This is a genomic window from Serratia sp. HNCC26DJ244 (assembly GCF_057180565.1).
In genome coordinates, this window is the sequence record NZ_JBXUGO010000012.1 from 118,793 (window position 1) to 137,691 (window position 18,899).

14 protein-coding genes, 1 tRNA gene and 1 pseudogene are annotated in these 18,899 nt (G+C 48.8%); 9 read left to right on the forward strand and 7 right to left on the reverse strand.

Going from position 1 to position 18,899, the window contains the following annotated elements:
- The first annotated feature begins 51 nt into the window (after positions 1 to 51).
- Complete coding sequence (locus AC2A06_RS11700; protein ID WP_484380370.1) at positions 52 to 504, forward strand: hypothetical protein; 453 nt, start codon at positions 52 to 54, stop codon at positions 502 to 504.
- 241 nt (positions 505 to 745) lie between these two features.
- Here the strand turns inward: AC2A06_RS11700 and AC2A06_RS11705 are convergent, their stop codons facing one another.
- The 5 genes from AC2A06_RS11705 to rcnR all read right to left on the reverse strand — a co-directional run bounded on the left by AC2A06_RS11705 (position 746) and on the right by rcnR (position 6,753).
- Positions 746 to 1,789, reverse strand: coding sequence for a 5-bromo-4-chloroindolyl phosphate hydrolysis family protein (locus tag AC2A06_RS11705; protein ID WP_484380371.1), 1,044 nt, complete (start codon positions 1,787 to 1,789; stop codon positions 746 to 748).
- A 122-nt stretch (positions 1,790 to 1,911) separates the two neighbouring features.
- Positions 1,912 to 3,018 (reverse strand): toxic anion resistance protein, encoded by a 1,107-nt coding sequence (locus AC2A06_RS11710; RefSeq protein ID WP_484380372.1) that lies wholly within the window; start codon positions 3,016 to 3,018, stop codon positions 1,912 to 1,914.
- 419 nt (positions 3,019 to 3,437) lie between these two features.
- Positions 3,438 to 5,741, reverse strand: a complete 2,304-nt coding sequence (locus AC2A06_RS11715) for a heavy metal translocating P-type ATPase (protein WP_484380373.1) — start codon at positions 5,739 to 5,741, stop codon at positions 3,438 to 3,440.
- A gap of 211 nt (positions 5,742 to 5,952) precedes the next feature.
- Positions 5,953 to 6,390, reverse strand: a complete 438-nt coding sequence (gene uspF, locus AC2A06_RS11720; protein WP_023490403.1) for a universal stress protein UspF — start codon at positions 6,388 to 6,390, stop codon at positions 5,953 to 5,955.
- A 90-nt stretch (positions 6,391 to 6,480) separates the two neighbouring features.
- Positions 6,481 to 6,753 carry a Ni(II)/Co(II)-binding transcriptional repressor RcnR gene (rcnR, locus tag AC2A06_RS11725; protein WP_484380374.1) on the reverse strand — a complete coding sequence of 91 codons (273 nt, stop codon included), beginning with the start codon at positions 6,751 to 6,753 and terminating at the stop codon, positions 6,481 to 6,483.
- A 122-nt stretch (positions 6,754 to 6,875) separates the two neighbouring features.
- Here rcnR and AC2A06_RS11730 point away from each other — a divergent pair, with 122 nt between their 5' ends.
- Positions 6,876 to 8,000 (forward strand): nickel/cobalt efflux protein RcnA, encoded by a 1,125-nt coding sequence (locus AC2A06_RS11730; protein WP_484380375.1) that lies wholly within the window; start codon positions 6,876 to 6,878, stop codon positions 7,998 to 8,000.
- A 97-nt stretch (positions 8,001 to 8,097) separates the two neighbouring features.
- Here AC2A06_RS11730 and AC2A06_RS11735 read toward each other — a convergent pair whose 3' ends face one another.
- Together AC2A06_RS11735 and AC2A06_RS11740 are read right to left on the reverse strand one after the other, a co-directional pair.
- Positions 8,098 to 9,555: a Cu(+)/Ag(+) sensor histidine kinase gene (locus tag AC2A06_RS11735; protein ID WP_484380376.1), complete on the reverse strand. Its 1,458-nt coding sequence runs from the start codon at positions 9,553 to 9,555 to the stop codon at positions 8,098 to 8,100.
- Positions 9,545 to 10,228, reverse strand: a complete 684-nt coding sequence (locus tag AC2A06_RS11740; protein WP_484380377.1) for a copper/silver response regulator transcription factor — start codon at positions 10,226 to 10,228, stop codon at positions 9,545 to 9,547. Before AC2A06_RS11740 ends, AC2A06_RS11735 begins: the two co-directional genes overlap by 11 nt.
- A gap of 192 nt (positions 10,229 to 10,420) precedes the next feature.
- Here AC2A06_RS11740 and AC2A06_RS11745 point away from each other — a divergent pair, with 192 nt between their 5' ends.
- The 7 genes and pseudogenes from AC2A06_RS11745 to AC2A06_RS11775 form a co-directional block, all read left to right on the forward strand.
- Positions 10,421 to 11,806, forward strand: a complete 1,386-nt coding sequence (locus tag AC2A06_RS11745) for a Cu(I)/Ag(I) efflux RND transporter outer membrane protein (protein ID WP_484380378.1) — start codon at positions 10,421 to 10,423, stop codon at positions 11,804 to 11,806.
- A gap of 28 nt (positions 11,807 to 11,834) precedes the next feature.
- Complete coding sequence (gene cusF, locus AC2A06_RS11750; protein ID WP_484380387.1) at positions 11,835 to 12,188, forward strand: cation efflux system protein CusF; 354 nt, start codon at positions 11,835 to 11,837, stop codon at positions 12,186 to 12,188.
- Positions 12,189 to 12,315: 127 nt separating this feature from the next.
- Positions 12,316 to 13,614, forward strand: coding sequence for an efflux RND transporter periplasmic adaptor subunit (locus AC2A06_RS11755; RefSeq protein WP_484380379.1), 1,299 nt, complete (start codon positions 12,316 to 12,318; stop codon positions 13,612 to 13,614).
- 10 nt (positions 13,615 to 13,624) lie between these two features.
- Positions 13,625 to 16,765 carry a CusA/CzcA family heavy metal efflux RND transporter gene (locus tag AC2A06_RS11760; RefSeq protein ID WP_484380380.1) on the forward strand — a complete coding sequence of 1,047 codons (3,141 nt, stop codon included), beginning with the start codon at positions 13,625 to 13,627 and terminating at the stop codon, positions 16,763 to 16,765.
- Between the two features lie 432 nt (positions 16,766 to 17,197).
- Positions 17,198 to 17,605, forward strand: a complete 408-nt coding sequence (locus AC2A06_RS11765) for a class I SAM-dependent methyltransferase (RefSeq protein WP_484380381.1) — start codon at positions 17,198 to 17,200, stop codon at positions 17,603 to 17,605.
- Positions 17,606 to 17,920: 315 nt separating this feature from the next.
- Positions 17,921 to 17,996 (forward strand) — tRNA-Gly (locus tag AC2A06_RS11770).
- A gap of 332 nt (positions 17,997 to 18,328) precedes the next feature.
- Positions 18,329 to 18,745, forward strand: a pseudogene (locus AC2A06_RS11775) (Arm DNA-binding domain-containing protein); the annotation flags it as partial.
- Positions 18,746 to 18,899 lie beyond the last annotated feature (154 nt).

An 18,899-nucleotide genomic window follows, 5' to 3' on the forward strand; every position in this document is an offset into this window, starting at 1 on the left:
GTATTTGTGATGTCGGAATCCTCTTTTTCAATCATCAAATAGGACGATTAAATGTTAAAGAAATTTATCCTTTTCACTCTATTATCTGTGATGTCGGCGACGGGTTTTTCTGCTGAGCCTACTCGTCCTGAAGTGGCTGAGTATGTTAAGGCGTGGGAGGGCAATCAGGGTATTCAAGTGTGGACGCTGCGCTATGGCACGCGCGCCGAAAATAAATCATTAGTGCAGATCACAAATGCAGACCATGAATGGGATAAGAAAATTCAGTTGATGGATGTTGAGAATAAGGGGGAGCGTAGCGACTATAGCGTCAAGGTGGATGGCAAGAAATTTGTGGTGCTGATCATTAACAACAATAATTCGGGCGAGTTGTATCTGCCTGGCGAGAAGACAGCACAGTATATCTCTTACAGCAAATCGCTTTCTGATGAAGGGAATGCACAGTTTTTCTTGACCGATTTTCTTAAGCAAGAAGGCAAGTTGCCAAACAGCGGGCAAAATTGATCAGATTGCTAAAGTAATGTGAGACCGGGATTGAGGTTTTGCGTACTGATTACGCTGAGGGTCGGCGATAATTAACGTACTAACTCTGTTGCCGGTTCTTCATCCTTAACTGAGGCGAATAAGGGTGACCCTGGGCACGGCTCCTGTTCAGCCTCCATTGCCAATGCTGTAGATTCAGAACATGTTTAAATAACACCATCATCTTCAGCATTGGCTACCATGACACGTCTTTAAAGCAACTTTACTCTTTCGGAATCGTATACCCTTCCGATTTCGCTAATTTGTCCAGCACGTTCAAATCTACGATCAGGTCATTCACATCGTTATCCAGCAGGCGCTGATTCATATCGCTGAAAACATGGCTCATGTCGCTAAATGCCTGCCAGGTTTGCTGCCGTATTTTAGCAAATTCGGGGGATGAGGAACTCTGAGCGGAAAGGCGGATAAAGCGATCAAGACTGGTACGGATAATCGGCAGGTAGCGGTTTAAAAACTGCGTGCCGCGTGCGGTATCGCGCTCATCACTTTTCATACTTTGCAAGATAGACTGTGTTTTGAGGCTGATGGTATCGATCAGGGGGATGAAATCCGCCGGTAGGGCTTTTTTGAGCCGCTGGATTTCCTGCAGTGTAGTCAGGTAAGTCTGCATATCAAAAGAGTAAGGGTTGGGGGGAGCAACAGGGGGTGGGGTATTCTCCACCACGGTCTGTTTCACAGGAACGGATGGTGAGCGTTTTTTAGTAACACGTTCAATCAGCAGTGTGATGGCATCGTGATAGACAATACCGACAATAATGATGCCGACCAGCAAAATGTAATACCACAGCGGAGCGGAGGTGATTAAAAGAGGGTTATCCGCTATAGCGATAAAGATGATCAAGAGCGGGAATATGCTGCCAAGGCTTATTTTACGACGGTTAATCGTATAGATGATGAAAGCGGTCAGCCCGCCGAAGATCAGCCCCATAATGCCGTAACCAGTAAAAATAGAGACAACGGTGGCAATAATTCCTAATAAAGTGGCGGCTGGGTTTGGCTGAAAGGGGAACAGTAGCAGCATATTTAAATAGACCAGCGCGCTGATAGGTCCATTCAAGTCTTGTGGTTCCTTATCCGGGAAAGCATCCACGATATTCAGGTTAGTCAGGATTGTTTTTCCGTCAGTTATTGCGCCCGTGATGAAGGCAACAAAGTGGAAGCCAATACGCCGGGCAACCCGTTTGATTTTACTTTTGGTCGACGTTAAAACATCGACGACGGGATTATTTTGGGGGTTGTCTGACATCAGGTGCTCCGTATGGTCCTTAGTGAATGCTGCGATAACTGGGCAGAGGATAAGGTTTTAGCCCACACCTCATGTCAGTGCGACGAAAGCCACACTAGCATGAGGTGCTATATACCCGCATATTAGTAGCGTGAAGTGGCCTCTGTGAGTCGCAGACGCAGATTCTCTTCCATGGTGGCGAGTTCTTTTTCCGCTTCGGCACGGCGTGTACGTGCATTATCGGCGATTTTCATTGTCTCTTCGATGGTATTGATCAGTTTGTTTTGTACCTCACGCAGCGTACCCACATCGACGATCGAACGTTCTACCTCGTTGGCGGTGGCAATGCTGCTTTGCTGCAGGATCTCGGCATTTTTCAGCAGAAGTTGATTCGTGGTGTCCGAGACCTCTTTCTGCAGGCGTGCCGCTTTGCTCTGCGCATTCAGTGTCATCGAGAGCACCATTTGGCTTTTCCAAATGGGTAGGGTAGCCAGAATACTGCTTTGTATTTTTTCAGCAAGTTGCTGGTTGGTACTCTGTACCATACGAATCTGCGGTGCAGTCTGAATAGCAATGGTTCTTGACAGATCAAGGTCATGCAAGCGACGTTCAAAGCGGTTGATGTTCTCGATCATGTCTTTGACCTGCTGTGCCATCATCAGGTTTTTAGAGGTATCAGCCTCCTGTTTGAGTGCAGGGAGTTCGATTTCGCTGACGTGTTGCAGCTTTTGCTTGCCCGCATCAATGTAAAGCGTCACTTCGTTATAAAAATTAAAATTCCGCAGATAAAGCTGCTCGAGTGTTTCGATATCCCGCATCAGGGTGATCATCGATTGGTCGAGGTGGTTTGCAATGTTGTCAACCTGCTCAGTCAATACTTGATTGTTGATTTTGAATTGCTCAGCCTGCTTGAACAGTTTGCCCACAATAGGCAGGCTGGCGAGAAAGTTGCTGCGCTTCTCTTCCTTGGTGAACGGGTCATTTTCACGGATACGTAGAACCAGATCGGACAGCAACTGGCCGACTTCACCACCGTCTCTGGCTTTGATCTTGTGGAGCAGGGTATCGGCAAACTGGGCTATTTCAGCCATCGGTTTTGCCCCATATCCCATTACCATACCGGTTTCGGCAATATTAATTTGCGAAGCCAGTGCGGTGACTTGCACAGGGTCAGGATGGTAGGTTTCAGGGAGCCCTTCCTGGGGATTCTGGATGGCGGTAGAGCTGACAAGTTGTTGGTTATTATCCATGAACATCACTTCCTGGGGATCTGTTTTTGAGGTCAGCAGTAGAGTAAAAAACTGCCCGGATGTTTTGCTGAAAATTTATATAAAAATCAGTGTGATGTCAATCGGTTGCTTTTAGCAGAAAAAGAAGACTCAAGGGTGACTTATCCCGGCTGTTTTTTGGGAAATACCAGGAAAAGCCTTTTATCTAAGACGCGCACAACAATATGATTGTTTGATGTTTTCACCCTGCTTGAGCTGAACAAACTCAGGTTGATTCCAATTTTTGAAGGCAGCACAAATTCAGGTGAGCTGATAGTACAGCCGATTAAACGATACCCAACAATTCCCGTCAGGTTTAATCAATCACAGCATTGATGCATTTGGCATTGATTATTTTTAGCCAAGCGACAATATAATTGGCAGACAAGGTGGTTATATTCTCACTGCAGATTTTGGTAAATCTCTTCTTCCTGAGCAAAGTGCAAACGTAAAATGACATCCAAACTATAGAGAACACGCTGTAATTCGGTGATGGTTTCGCTGTTAGTGCTGCCGTCTGCTGGCATGCTATCAATAAGGCGTTTGAGTCGTCGGCCTAATTCAAAGATTTCTCGGTGAGTTCGACTCATGGCTGCCATGGGGTCGTCTCCACCCAAGAGGTCAGCAAGCACCGGATACACATCGCTATCATCGGAGCGTTCATGGGGGAATAATTTTTCTTGTAGCATCGCTTCCAATGCCACCGCAGCTTGCCTGACTTGAGCGGGTGCTGTCATATTCAGCCGATTAGTGAAGTCAGTCAGGTGGTCGAGCACCGGAGTGAGAGCAAGGTGATCACCGCGCAGAGCTTGCAATTGGTTGGCGGATAATGTGTGGTGGCTGACGCGCAGCGGGGCAATTTGCAGCGCGCGCAATGCGTTCAAGATAACCGCAACGTCAATCAATTCCTGGAGTAGTGCACCGTAGAGCGGCGGCAGATAACCCAAGGCGGCAACCAGCATGGCGACGGCGGAGAGGCTCATACCGGCAATAACACTTTGTACTGCAATTGAACGTGTCAGGCGTGCGGTATGCAGTGCTTCGGCCAGGCGGTCGAGTCTGTCCACCAAAAGCACAACATCTGCGGCTTCGGACGATGCCGCCGCACCGCGCACCCCCATGGCGATGCCCACATCAGCAGCAGCCAGCGCTGGTGCGTCATTCACGCCATCACCCACCATAATCGTGGTCCCCAAGGAACGGCCTGATTCAATCGCCGCTTGTTTCCCAGCAGGCGTCTGCTCAGCCAGTACCTCATCAACCCCCACTGCGGTTCCAATGGTTTCGGCAATTTGTCGATTGTCGCCGGTCAGCATCACAATACGTTTGATACCCGCTTTGCGCAGCAATCGCAAAGCGCGCGGAGTTTCAACCCGGATCTGGTCCGCTAAATGCAACGCGCCAGCGATTTTCCCATCCAGGGCGACAAAGACCGCAGCGCCACCATCCTCGGCCACTTGCTGAAGAAATGCCGGGGTCCACTCAGGGGATGACGCCAGTGTAGAAACGAATTCGTAAGAACCGATGGCTACGGGTTGCCCATCCAGTATCCCGCTCAGGCCTGCGCCGCCTTGTTCCTGAACGGCGGAGGGGAGCGATAAGGAAAGGCCTCTTTCCCGTGCGGCAGCGACCACGGCGTTGGCAATCACATGCCCGGACATCTGGTCCATTGATGCCGCGACACCCAGAATAACGTTAGGGTTAATATTGCGACTGGTTCTAATGGAAACCAGGCGCGCCTGTCCACTGGTCAATGTGCCAGTCTTGTCAAAAAACAATACTTTGGCTTGTGCCAGTTGCTCCAAGGTACCGCCGCCCTTGATCAGAATACCGCGCTTAGCACATATCGACATACCCGACACAATGGCGATCGGAACTGAGAGGATAAGGGGACAAGGGGTGGCGACCACCAGCACCGCCAGTGCTCGCACCGGGTCACCGCTCAAAAGCCAGGCTGCACCAGCGACCCCCAGCGACAAGGGGACAAACCACAGCGCATAGCGGTCAGCAAGGCGAGATGCAGGCGCTTTCGAACTTTGAGCGGCAGAAACCAGCCGAATAATACCGGCGAAAGTGCTTTCATCTGCATTGGCCGTCGCCAGCATTTCAAATGGTGCACCCGCATTGAGTACGCCACTGCGCAGCGCGTCCCCTTTTTTGCGCTCAACGGGGGTTGACTCGCCGCTTAGCATAGATTCATCCAACAGGGCTATTGTCGAGATCAAACTGCCATCAACGGGGACCGTTTCTCCACTGCGCACCAATAGCCGGTCGAGAGGAGCCACCTGCTCCAAGGGGATCTGCACCAGCTCATCTTGGTTGTTGTCAACGCTTTTAAGCCGGTTGGCGGTTCGCGGTGCCTTTGCCAGCAAAGCAGACATTTCCCGCCCGGCACGACGTTGCGCGAAGCTTTCCAGCGCTCTACCGCTGGCCAGCATGACGGCGATCACCACCCCGGTGAGATATTCCTCCAAAACGATAGCGCCGCCGATGGAAATTAAAGCCAGCAGGTCGACTCCGGCCTCACGCCTGGCAAGTGCGTGCAGTGTGTCATATAACAAAAATGTAATCGCAGGGACCGAGCCGCCGATCCAAATCCAATGAGCCCATTCTCGATAGCCACTCCAGAATAAAGCCAGGCCAAAGAACAGGGCTCCCCCAGATATAGCAAGGATCAGTAAGTTGACGGACCAACGTTGTTTCATAGTGAGCAATTCCCCCCAAGTACGGTCATCGACGTATTGGAACCCGTGGGTAAAATACCGGAGTATTAACTCCCAACCTCCGGATAGAGTTGAGTATGACCATTTTTTTCATCTCAAGAGAGGAGAGTGATCGCATTTTGTACTGGAAGAACGGCTGGGTGACGAAACCTTACTACTTCAGTAAGGTTTCGTGGAAATACTTATTAGGCACTTAACGGACAACAAGAACCGAGCATTTTGCGTGACGAACTACCGCCGCCGCATTTGAGCCCAGTAGATAGTTGATGATCCCAGGATGGTGTGAAGCAATGACAATCAAATCGGCGTTAATGTAATCAGCAAGATTGAGGATTTCGTCTTTGGGGGAGCCTAACGCTAGGTGTTTTTTAATCTTGTCTTTCGGGAGGCCAAATTTATCAATAATTTCAGAAAGCATTGATAGCGCTTCATTTTTAATCTTTTCTTGGTCTGGAACTTCGCCTGAATAAGCCAAGCCAAGAGAGGCGTAATAAGGGAAAATTGGAATCACTGTCAGAAAATGAATCTGAGCTGCATCAATCAGGCCGGACTGCATTTCAACATGAGCCATGATTTTTTGGGTAAATTCGGGATCTGAAATATCTATGGGCACTAGAATTGAGTGATACATATATTCAATCTCCTGCTTTTATGCCTGTGCTAATTATAGCAGCTATCTTGAGCTGTCATTGTCAAGACAAGGAGATTTGAATCGTGGTGATTACTTAATATATGAGTCCAGTACCTTTAATACCACCGCAAGGTCTTCCTCGCGTTTCTTTTCCTCACCTTCATGCACAAGATGTTCTGTCAGGTGCCCTTTAATAACCTCGCGCATTAATCCATTCACCGCCCCGCGTATTGCGGCTATCTGTTGTAGTACGGCAGCACACTCATGGGGCTCGTCCAACATTTTTTTCAATGCCACGACTTGCCCCTGAATCTTGTTGGTACGGGCTTTAATTTTTTGCTTATCACGGATGGTATGCGACATTCTGGACCCTCTTTTACGCCAAAAGCGGTATGACTATAACACCCTCATTCTACTGGGGGGTAGTATATTTTACTGGGGGGGAGTAGAATTCGCCTCATCCTGTCTAAGCAAGAACTATTATCATGAACGACTTTTCAACCCTTTTGCAGCAAGGAAACGCATGGTTCTTCATTCCTAGTGCCATTTTACTCGGTGCACTCCATGGGCTGGAGCCTGGCCATTCAAAAACCATGATGGCGGCGTTCATCATTGCTATCAAAGGCACGGTCAGGCAGGCGGTTATGCTGGGGCTGGCAGCCACGCTTTCACACACCGCAATCGTTTGGTTGATTGCCTTTGGTGGGATGTATCTCAGCAATAAGTTCACCGCCGAATCTGCCGAACCCTGGCTACAGTTAGTTTCCGCTGTAATCATCTTTGGCACGGCACTTTGGATGTTCTGGCGGACCTGGAAAGGGGAAAGAAACTGGTTGGAAGGGATGCAGGAAGATGAAAAGCATCACCATCATGATGAGTCGCGCCGGATAGATACCGGTCATGGTCATATTGAGCTCTCCATCTTTGAAGAGGGTCAACCACCACACTGGCGTCTACGCACACTCAGTGGTAGAAAATGGCAAGCCAGTGACGTTTCATTAGTCACTCATAGAGCAACCACGGACATTTCACAGTGTTTTGATTTTGTTGATCACGGTGATTATCTAGAATCCAGATTGCCCATTCCGGAGCCCCATCACTTTAGTGTCTGTTTGTCGCTAGGCCATCGCGGCCATATCCATGATTATAAGCTGGATTTTCACGAGCATGAGCACGAACATGAACATGGTCATGCCGCGCTTGCTGGCCTGGAGGTAAATTCTAAGGAATATCAGGATGCTCACGAACTCGCTCATGCAAACGATATTAAGCACCGCTTTACCGGAAAAGAAGTCACCAACGGACAGATCCTGCTGTTCGGCCTGACGGGGGGGCTTATCCCTTGCCCGGCGGCGATTACGGTGCTGCTCATCTGCATCCAACTTAAAGCGTTACCATTAGGAGCGACGTTGGTTGTGAGTTTCAGCATTGGGCTTGCCTTGACGTTGGTCACTGTCGGTGTTGGTGCCGCTGTAGGGGTACACCAGGTTGCAAAACATTGGGGGGGATTTAATAAAATGGCCAAAAAAGCGCCTTATTTTTCAAGCGCTCTGATTGGACTTGTCGGGGTTTATATGGGTATTCATGGGTATCTGGGCATTATAAGTTAAGTGTTCTGGTCGGCTTTTTGGGGCCGGACAAAAATATTGGCGCTGACACTCTTGTCACCGCCAGTGTCCAGAATGATTAGGCCATTATGCTGCCTTTCTATCGGGGCAGAGAGAAGGTGAAGCGGGTTGAGACTGCATCGGAAACAACGCTAATTTTACCCTGATGGGCTGTTACGATGGATTTTACGATAGCCAGGCCGATACCACTTCCTTCACTTTTTCTTTGCCTGGAGGGGTCAACACGATAAAAGCGCTCAAACAGTAACGGTAAGTGTTCTTCTGGGATGGGTGAACCAGGATTTTCAACGGTAATATCAACCCAAGCAGCCAATGTGTTAACACGAACGCTGACTTTCATTCCTCGCGGGGTGTGACGAATGGCATTCGATATGAGGTTATTAAGGACTCGGCGCAACATAAGCGGATCGCCGGTAATAATGGCAGGATTACCTTCAAATGACAGGCTCACTTCCTGTTCTTCTGCCCAGGCTTCAAAAAACTCGAAGACCTTAATGGTTTCTAAGCGGATATCTATCATTGATCTTTCAAGAATCAATTGGTTATTGTCCGCCTGAGACAGAAACAGCATGTCATTCACCATTTTTGCCATACGGTTATATTCTTCAAGATTAGAGTAAAGCACGTCTTCCAACTCTTTATCTGGTCGGCGCTGGCTTAGCACAATTTCTGTTTGCGTTACAAGATTGGTAATCGGGGTTCTAATCTCATGGGCAATGTCGGCGGAAAAATTAGCTTGCCGGGTAAAAACATCCTCGATACGTTCAATCATATGATTGAAGGAAATAACCAATTGCTCCAGCTCAATGGGCACCTGTTCGGGTTTGAGTCTGACATCCAAATGTTCAGAAGTAATATTCTTTATCTTCCGGCTGACATTTCTTAACGGCTGATGCCCTTTATGAACGGCAAATAAAACAATTAAAATAATCATCAGGCTGATGACTGAGGCGATCATCACCAAATTACTTTTTAATTCATTAATATAATGCAGGTGAAAATCGATAGAGAGCGCGACCAGTAAACTGTAGGTGTGCGGTGTGGCGTTTTCCGTTGACTTCACTGCGGACGCAATAAGGCGGTACGGGGTTTTTTCCATCTCTCCATTATCGTGCCCGGCATCGTGCCCAGCATGACTGCGCTTTTCTCCTGACCAAAGGAATACCTCACCAGAGCGCAGATATCGTGAAAAATCGGGTAAAGAGGGCACAGGTAGCAGGTCGGGGCCGTCCGGTGAACGATAAAGTAGCTGATTATTTTCATCACGAAGTAATACCGAAATATTGTGATAATTGTCCAACATATTGCTGAGTCGCTCGATTTTCTGTTGTTTAGACTCATCAGGATTTTGCAGTATATTTTCCAACGTCATACTGATTTGTGTCAGATCGCGAATATCCTGTTCCGCAAAATGCTTGTTCACGGAATGCAGCATAAACCAGGTAAAGGCGACAAAGGCGATGGTGGTAGAAAGGCTGATAAAAAAGGTGAGACGGGTGGCAAGAGAGAAAGGGCGATGACGGTAATTAATCTTCATCGGGCACCTCAAGCACATAGCCGACACCGCGTACCGTCTGAATCAATTTGGGGTCGAAATCGTTATCAATTTTTGCCCGTAACCGTTTCACCGCGACATCAATAGCATTGGTATCACTGTCAAAATTCATATCCCAGACTTGTGACGCTATCAATGAACGTGGGAGTACCTCTCCCTGGTGGCGGATGAAAAACTCAAGGAGTGTGAATTCCTTGCTGGTCAGTGTGATTCGGCTCCCCTTACGGCTGACTTTTCTCGACACCAGGTCCAGCGTCAAATCGGCTATCTGAAAATGACTTTCCGTTATGACGGCAGCGCCCCGGCGCAACAGCGTTCTGACGCGTGCCAGAAGTTCTGCAAAGGCAAAGGGTTTGACCAGGTAGTCATCAGCGCCCAGTTCGAGGCCTTTAACGCGATGCTCGATGGTACCGAGTGCGGTCAGGAGCAGAATGGGCATGCCTTTATTCGCCGCCCGTAACATTTTCACGATATCCCAGCCATTCACATCCGGCAGCATGATATCCAGCACAATCAGGTCGTAATCAGCGGTCATCGCCAAGTGAAAACCGGTCATACCATTATCTGCCAGGTCAACGACAAAGCCCGCTTCAGTCAACCCCTTGCTAAGATATTCACCCGTTTTAACCTCATCTTCGACGATCAGTATTTTCACGCATCCTCCGCAACCTTGCTACCGTGCAGTTCATTCTAGTGGGCCAAGCAACGATATCAATGGATTAAAATGAAAATGACAGTTTTGTCATTATTCTGTCACTCCCCCAACAGAGTCACTCAGGTAAGGTTTTCATCATCATGAAGGAATCATTTGAATCAGCTATCCAGGAGAGTCTGGATGAGAAGCGTTATGTACAAATTAAAACGACTCACGCTCAGTACATTATTTATTTTGGCGGGCTGCACTTCGCTGGCACCGGAATATCACCGGCCTGAACTCCCGGTACCCCAACAATTCTCGCTCTCGCGCAACGCCCTGGTTCCGGCAACAGCAGGCTATCAGGATGCCGGTTGGCGAGTATTCTTTACCGATCCCCAGGTACAAGTGCTGATTGATCAAGCGTTACATAACAACCGTGATCTGAAAATGGCGGTGCTCAAAGTCCAGGAGGCAAGGGCGCAATATAAAATAACCGACGCTGACCGATATCCGCAACTGAACGCCTCTGCTGGAATTACCTATAATGGCGGGATTAAAAGTGGCAGTAGCACCACCAATACCTATACAACAGGCGGGGAGCTCAGCTTTGAGCTGGATTTCTTTGGCAAATTGAAGAGTTTAAGTGAGGCTGATCGCCAGAATTTCTTAGCCAGTGAGGAAGCTCAGCGTGCGGTGCATATTCTTTTGGTCTCCAACGTTTCACAGAGCTATTTCAACCAGCAGTTAGCTTATCAACAGTTGAGTATTGCTCAAGAAACCCTGAAGAATTACCAGCAGTCCTATGCCTTCGTGGAACAACAACTGATCACCGGTAGCTCGAATTTACTCTCCCTTGAACAGGCCCGGGGGGTGATTGAGAGTACCCAAGCTGAAATTGCCAAAAGAGAAGGCGACCTCGCGCAGGCGAACCATGCCCTGCAATTGATTGTTGGCAAATATACCGCATTGCCCAGTCATCAAGACCAGGCGGGAAAAGAGATTAATCCGCTAGCCCTGCCATCGAAACTGTCATCCGATATCTTGTTACAACGGCCGGATATTATGGAGGCGGAACACTTACTGCAAGCCGCAAATGCCAATATCGGGGCGGCCAGAGCGGCATTCTTCCCTTCAATTTCGTTGACGGGTGACCTTTCAGCAAGTAGTACCGAGCTTTCAAGCCTGTTTAACGCTGCGAGTGGAATGTGGAGTTTTATTCCCAAAATTGAAATACCGATATTTAATGCGGGCCGTAACAAAGCCAACCTGACACTGGCGGAAGTGCGCCAGCAACAATCCATTGTTAGCTACGAACAAAAAATTCAGACGGCGTTTAAAGATGTTGCCGATGCACTGTCACGTCGAGACAGTATCAATAAACAATTAGCGGCACAACAACGTTATCTGGAATCCCTCCAGGTCACCCAGTTGCGGGCTCGCGGATTATATTCCAGCGGAGCGGTAAGCTATCTCGAGGTACTGGATGCACAGAGATCAATGTTTTCAACACAGCAGGCAATTTTGGATCTGAAATATGCCCAGCAAGTTAATGAAATAAACCTCTTCACCGCTTTGGGTGGTGGGTGGATTGAATGATCTTTTTAAACAGCAAGGAGTTATCAACATGCGTCAGTCTATAAAAATTGCTTTATTTGCTCTCTTTTCGGTGGGCATGGTGGCAGGAACTCAAGCAGAAGAGCAACACCACAGCGCGACAACCACTACCGCCAACGCCGCGACTCAGGCGGTTATCAGTAGCGAAGGGGTCGTGAAAAAAATTGATCTTAATAACAGGAAAATCACCATCGCACACGAAGCCATTCCTTCAATACACTGGCCTGCCATGACCATGCGATTTACCTTTACGGAAGTGAATGACAGCATAAACGCGCTGAAAGTCGACAGCCATGTCAATTTCACTTTTATACAACAGGGTGATATTTCATTACTTCAAGAAATTAAAATCGTTCAGCCTTAACTGTTTTTGCTGGAATCGGATTTTGGCCTGCCATATCTCGGCTATGGCAGGTTGGTTTCCATTGCCATGACAGTTGCGAGGTGTTTGCTGCTTTCATTCACCCGAATAGTATTCAGTGGAATTAATTATGGCTTCTCCCAAACTAAAATATACCGCAGTGATTATTAGCAGTTTTTTAATAGGCGGGCTGATATCCATTGGCGCTTATCATTATCTTTTTTCTGCTGATGAAACTGAAATGCAGCCACCAGAGCGTAAAGTCCTGTTCTGGTATGACCCGATGAAACCGGATACCAAATTCGATAAACCGGGTAAATCACCGTTTATGGATATGGACTTGGTGCCGAAATATGCCGATGAAGTCGCAGCAGAAAGTAGCAACGCTATCCGTATCGATCCCACTCAGGTACAAAATCTGGGTCTTAAAACAGAAAAAGTCCGCGCTGGGCGTCTGACCTATTCTCAGACTCTCCCGGCGACGGTCAGTTTTAACGAATATCAGTTTGTTATTGTCCAAGCGAGATCGGATGGATTCATTGAAAAAGTTTATCCGCTGACGATTGGCGATAAAGTTAAAAAAGGCACTCCGCTGATCGACATGACTATTCCTGCTTGGGTCGAGGCGCAGAGTGAGTACCTGTTACTTTCCGATACCGGCGGGAGCGCGGTGCAACTGAAAGGGGTGTTGGAGCGCCTTCGTCTTGCGGGGATGCCTGAAGACGATATTCAGCACTTGCGCAATACACGCAGCATTCAGACCCGCTTCACGATTAAAGCGCCTATCGATGGTGTGATCACCGCGTTTGATTTGAGAACCGGGATGAACATTTCAAAAGATAAGGTTGTTGCCCAAATTCAGGGGATGAACCCGGTCTGGATTAATGCCTCGCTACCGGAGTCGACCGCTTATTTGCTGAAAGAGAACTCCCAGTTTGCAAGAACACAGTTTGCAATGACTGTCCCCGCTTACCCAGATAGAACATTCAACATCGAGAAATGGAATATTCTCCCTAGCGTTGATCCAACCACCCGAACTATTCAGGTTCGTCTGCAGGTAAACAATAAAGATGAATTATTAAAACCGGGGATGAATGCTTACTTGAAACTCAACACCCAGAGCCAAGAGATGTTACTTATTCCTTCTCAGGCGGTCATCGATACCGGTATTGAGCAACGTGTTATTACTGTCGACGATAAAGGGCAGTTTATCCCTAAAATAATCAAAGTATTACATGAGTCACAAAGCCAGTCCGGAATTGGTTCCGGTTTGACCGAGGGGGAGTCGATTGTTGTTAGTGGCCTTTTCCTCATCGACTCGGAAGCGAATATTTCCGGTGCGCTTGAACGTATGCGCCATCCGGAACAACCAGCCACTACGTCGTTAGAAATGACCGCTCCTTCAGCCAACGAACATTCGGGTCACTGAGGAGACGAAGATGATTGCATGGATTATCAGGCGTTCGGTCGCCAACCGCTTTCTGGTGCTGATGGGCGCCTTGTTCCTAAGTATCTGGGGCGCCTGGACGGTCATCAATACGCCGGTCGACGCTCTGCCTGACCTCTCTGATGTTCAGGTCATTATTAAAACCAGTTACCCAGGGCAAGCGCCACAGATTGTAGAAAACCAGGTCACGTATCCCCTGACAACCACCATGCTGTCGGTACCCGGTGCCAAGACGGTGCGAGGCTTTTCCCAATTTGGTGACTCCTATGTGTATGTGATTTTTGAGGATGGCACTGACCTTTATTGGGCAAGATCCCGTGTATTGGAATACCTGAATCAGGTTCAGGGCAAGTTACCTTCAGGGGCCAGTTCCGCGATAGGCCCAGATGCCACTGGGGTGGGCTGGATATTCGAATATGCGTTGGTCGACCGTAGCGGTAAGTATGACCTGGCAGAATTACGCTCTCTGCAGGATTGGTTACTGAAATATGAGCTGAAAACTATCCCGAATGTGGCCGAGGTGGCCTCTGTCGGCGGCGTGGTCAAACAATACCAGATCCTGGTAGACCCGATAAAGCTGACGCAGTTTGGTGTCAGCCTGCAGCAAGTTAAACAGGCCCTGGACTCATCCAATCAGGAAGCCGGGGGGGCTTCTATTGAGATAGCCGAAGCTGAGTATATGGTTCGTGCTAACGGTTATCTGAGCAGCCTGGATGACTTTAATCATATCGTCCTCAAAACCGGTGAGAACCGGGTCCCGGTTTACTTAAGCGATGTGGCACGGGTGCAGATTGGGCCAGAAATGCGTCGCGGTATTGCCGAGTTGAATGGCGAAGGTGAGGTTGCGGGTGGGGTGGTTATTCTGCGCTCAGGCAAGAATGCACGTGAAGTCATTTCGGCGGTCAAGGAAAAACTGGAAACGCTGAAAAGCAGCTTGCCAGAAGGTGTGGAGGTGGTGACCACTTATGACCGTAGCCAATTGATTGACCGCGCCATTCATAACCTGAGCAATAAATTTCTGGAAGAGTTTCTGGTGGTTGCCCTGGTGTGCGGCCTGTTCCTCTGGCACGTGCGCTCCGCACTGGTGGCCATTATTTCGCTTCCTCTTGGGCTATTTATCGCCTTTATCATCATGCGTTTCCAGGGGCTGAATGCCAACATCATGTCACTGGGGGGGATTGCCATTGCGGTTGGGGCCATGGTGGATGCGGCCATCGTTATGATTGAAAATGCCCACAAACGGCTTGAAGAATGGGAGCATAATCACCCCAATCAACAAATTGATAATCAAACCCGTTGGAAAGTGATCACCGATGCTTCCGTTGAAGTCGGGCCAGCCTTGTTTATCAGCTTGTTGATCATCACCCTTTCGTTTATTCCTATTTTCACCCTGGAAGGACAAGAAGGGCGTTTGTTTGGCCCGCTGGCTTTCACAAAAACCTATGCGATGGCGGGGTCTGCACTACTGGCCATTGTGCTTATTCCGATCCTGATGGGGTATTGGATCCGTGGCAAAATACCGGCAGAAACCCGCAACCCCCTGAACCGTTTTCTAATAAAAATTTACCATCCGTTATTGCTCAAGGTTCTTCGCTGGCCAAAAATGACGTTACTGGCAGCAGCCCTGTCAATGTTTACCGTTATATGGCCACTTAGCCAAATGGGGGGTGAATTCCTACCTAAAATCAACGAAGGCGATTTGCTGTATATGCCTTCAACGCTGCCCGGTGTCTCACCCGGCCAAGCGGCGGCGCTGTTACAAACCACCGATAAACTGATTAGAACGGTGCCGGAGGTGGCCTCGGTTTTTGGTAAGTCAGGTAAAGCGGAAACCGCAACAGACTCGGCTCCACTGGAAATGGTGGAAACCACCATCCAACTGAAACCACAGGATCAGTGGCGCCCAGGAATGACCATTGACCAGATTATCGAAGAGCTGGATCAAACGGTTCGATTACCGGGGTTGGCAAACCTTTGGGTTCCGCCTATTCGTAATCGCATTGATATGTTGTCCACCGGTATCAAGAGCCCGATAGGCATTAAAGTGTCAGGCACGGTTCTCGCTGATATTGATGCTACGGCGCAACATATAGAAGAAGTGGCGAAAACCGTTCCTGGCGTGGTCTCTGCGCTGGCAGAACGTCTGGAAGGCGGGCGCTATATCGATGTCGATATTAACCGTGAAAAAGCAGCACGCTATGGTATGACGGTGGGCGATGTACAGTTGTTTGTCTCGTCAGCCATTGGTGGGGCGACGGTGGGGGAAACCGTCGAAGGGGTCGCTCGCTATCCGATCAATATCCGTTACCCTCAAGGGTTACGTGACGGACCGGGTGCATTGCGACAACTACCAATATTAACGCCGACCCAGCAGCAAATCACCTTGGGAGAGGTGGCTGAGGTCAAGGTCATTTCAGGCCCGACCATGCTGAAAACAGAGAATGCCCGTCCTGCGAGCTGGATTTATATTGATGCCCGAGGCCGTGACATGGTGTCGGTGGTCAACGACCTTAAAGCGGCCATCAGTGAAAAGGTCAAGCTGAAGCCAGGTACCAGCGTGTCGTATTCGGGACAGTTTGAGTTGCTGGAGCATGCCAACAAAAAACTGAAGTTAATGGTTCCCATGACCATCATGATTATCTTCATTTTGCTGTACCTGGCATTCCGCCGGGTTGATGAAGCGTTGTTGATCCTGATGACGCTACCGTTTGCGCTGATTGGCGGTATCTGGTTCCTCTATTGGCAGGGGTTCCATATGTCTGTTGCTACGGGCACCGGGTTTATCGCCCTGACTGGCGTAGCCGCCGAGTTTGGTGTCGTGATGCTGATGTATTTACGTCAGGCGATTGAAGCGGACCCCACCTTGTCCAAGCGGGAAACCTTCACCAGTGCGGGGCTTGATAATGCGCTTTATCACGGCGCGGTATTGCGAGTTCGTCCGAAGGCCATGACGGTCGCGGTGATCATTGCTGGCTTGTTACCTATTCTGTGGGGGACCGGAGCAGGCTCAGAAGTGATGAGCCGAATTGCCGCCCCGATGATTGGCGGCATGATTACCGCGCCTTTGTTGTCTATGTTTATCATTCCGGCAGCTTATAAATTAATCTGGCTGCGGCGACATAAAAATAAGTGATAAAAAATGGCGGGGCTACAGCGCTGTAGCCCCGCCAGCAATGCGATGCAAACAGCAAATGTAGCGATGCAAACAATAAATGTTGCGATGCAAACAGCAAAGGCGAAAAAGCGTCATCTGTCTCGGTCAACATGACAGCCCTGCACCAGAAGGTAAGTGGACTCAGAAAATACCTATGCGCTCTCGGTAAAAAAGAGTTTGCATCGTCATGCAGAAGCGTAAAGTGATACCTAGAAATACGAATTAGAAAAACATTAAACGCATGATCGAAGTTCTAAGGCTCGAGGCCAGTATACATCTGGCGTGGATGGATACCGGGGGCGGGTAATACGACTGAACCAGAAACAGAGTGGCTGAATTCACTACGTTAAAGTAGGTTTTGTGATACCCGAATACCGGTTTATAGGTCGGATAACGTGAGAAAAAGATAGGATGCTGAATTATGCACAATTGTACCTTAGACACCAGGTGGACTATATCCGGCAGTTTGTGAAGTCACCACGGACGTTTGGTTCTTTGACACCTTCATCCCCTTGGTTGTGTAATCGAATGGCTAACCTGGCTGATTGGGAGCAAGCGAAAGCGGTGGCAGAACTGGGGGCGGGCGATGGTGTATTGACCCGTCGGCTGCTTAACAGATTAGCACCCAGTGCAGCACTTGATGCTTATGAAATTCAGACTGACTTGGCCAGCCAACTTCATCGGCTGGCGAGTAGCGATGACAGATTGAGCGTGCTTACCCAGTCAGCAGAGCAACTGAATAGCAATTACGACCTTATTTTATCCTGCCTACCTTTGTTGTCTATCCCGTTGGTGCCGCGCTTGCGAATCCTGCCGTGAAAAATTTGCTCACCCTGTCACCGCTCTGGTGATTGGGGTAGGGTATCCCCTTTGCTCAGGCAGCCCAATTCAGTGTGCCGAGACAAGCCACGATCCCGGTGGCACGGTTACGCCTGTTCAAGAATGCATCTTTATGAACGGAAAATATTCACTTGGAATGTCACCGATGTTTTATTAAGAACAGGGGGTTGCCAAGGCAAAACGATTAGTAGATAATGCACTCCATATTGATAGCCGATTCTGTTAAAAGCTTTTGGGTATCAATAGGTTAGAACTAAAGTTCAGTCATAGATATTAAAGTAATACCCATGCGACGCGGGAATAGCTCAGTTGGTAGAGCACGACCTTGCCAAGGTCGGGGTCGCGAGTTCGAGTCTCGTTTCCCGCTCCAAATCTCCTTCCAGTGCGTGCCTTTGAGCACCACATTTCACTGAAATAAAAGCATAATATTTTCAGTGGCTGCCAAGCACCATCACCAAAACACACTCAAAACCAGTACAGTTAAGCCTACCGATAACGCCATTGCGCTCGTTCAACAAGTCCATCGGACAATTTTCCTTATCAGCATCTATACCTGTCTTTACCGGTAGTAGGCGTCCGTTTTCTATTCCTCGTCACCACGATCCACAACCGGAAACCAATACAGACGAGAGGAACGGCCAATGGTTCACCTGACCGCGATTTAGCCATTCGCCGTGCCAGAACTACCGGAAACCCTATACGCTTAAAGACGGAGGAGGGCTGTATCTCAACATCAACCCCAACGGCACCAAAAATTGGCTCTTCCGCTTCTACTGGCAGGGCCGCCAGAAACGCATCTCCTTTGGCACCTATCCTACTGTAGACCTAAAAAAAGCCCACCTGCAGGCTCATTATCTGCTTGCGAATGGCACTGTTCCACGCTGGCGCAAGACCCGAAAACAGGAAAAAACCCAGGCAGAAATCGCCTCCGAGGGCAGTATTCTTTTTTCCGAGTACGCTCAACACTGGAAAACCTTCAAACTCAAAATCTGTTCTGCCACCATACCGACCCCACCCAGCCTATCAGCGAAAACACTCTTAATTCCGACCTGCGCAGAATGTGCTACAAAGACAAACTTATCGGATACGGCATACGGGCAACACTATCAACCGCGCTGAACGAACTCGGCTACCCCGGCGAATGGATCGAAGCCTAGCTCTCCCACTCAGATAAAGATCAAGTCAGAGCGGCATATAACCGTAAGCATCCGGTGGTCTCACCTTGAGTAAGTAACCTGATTGGTTATTCTTTTGGCACTGCTTAGCTAAAGGG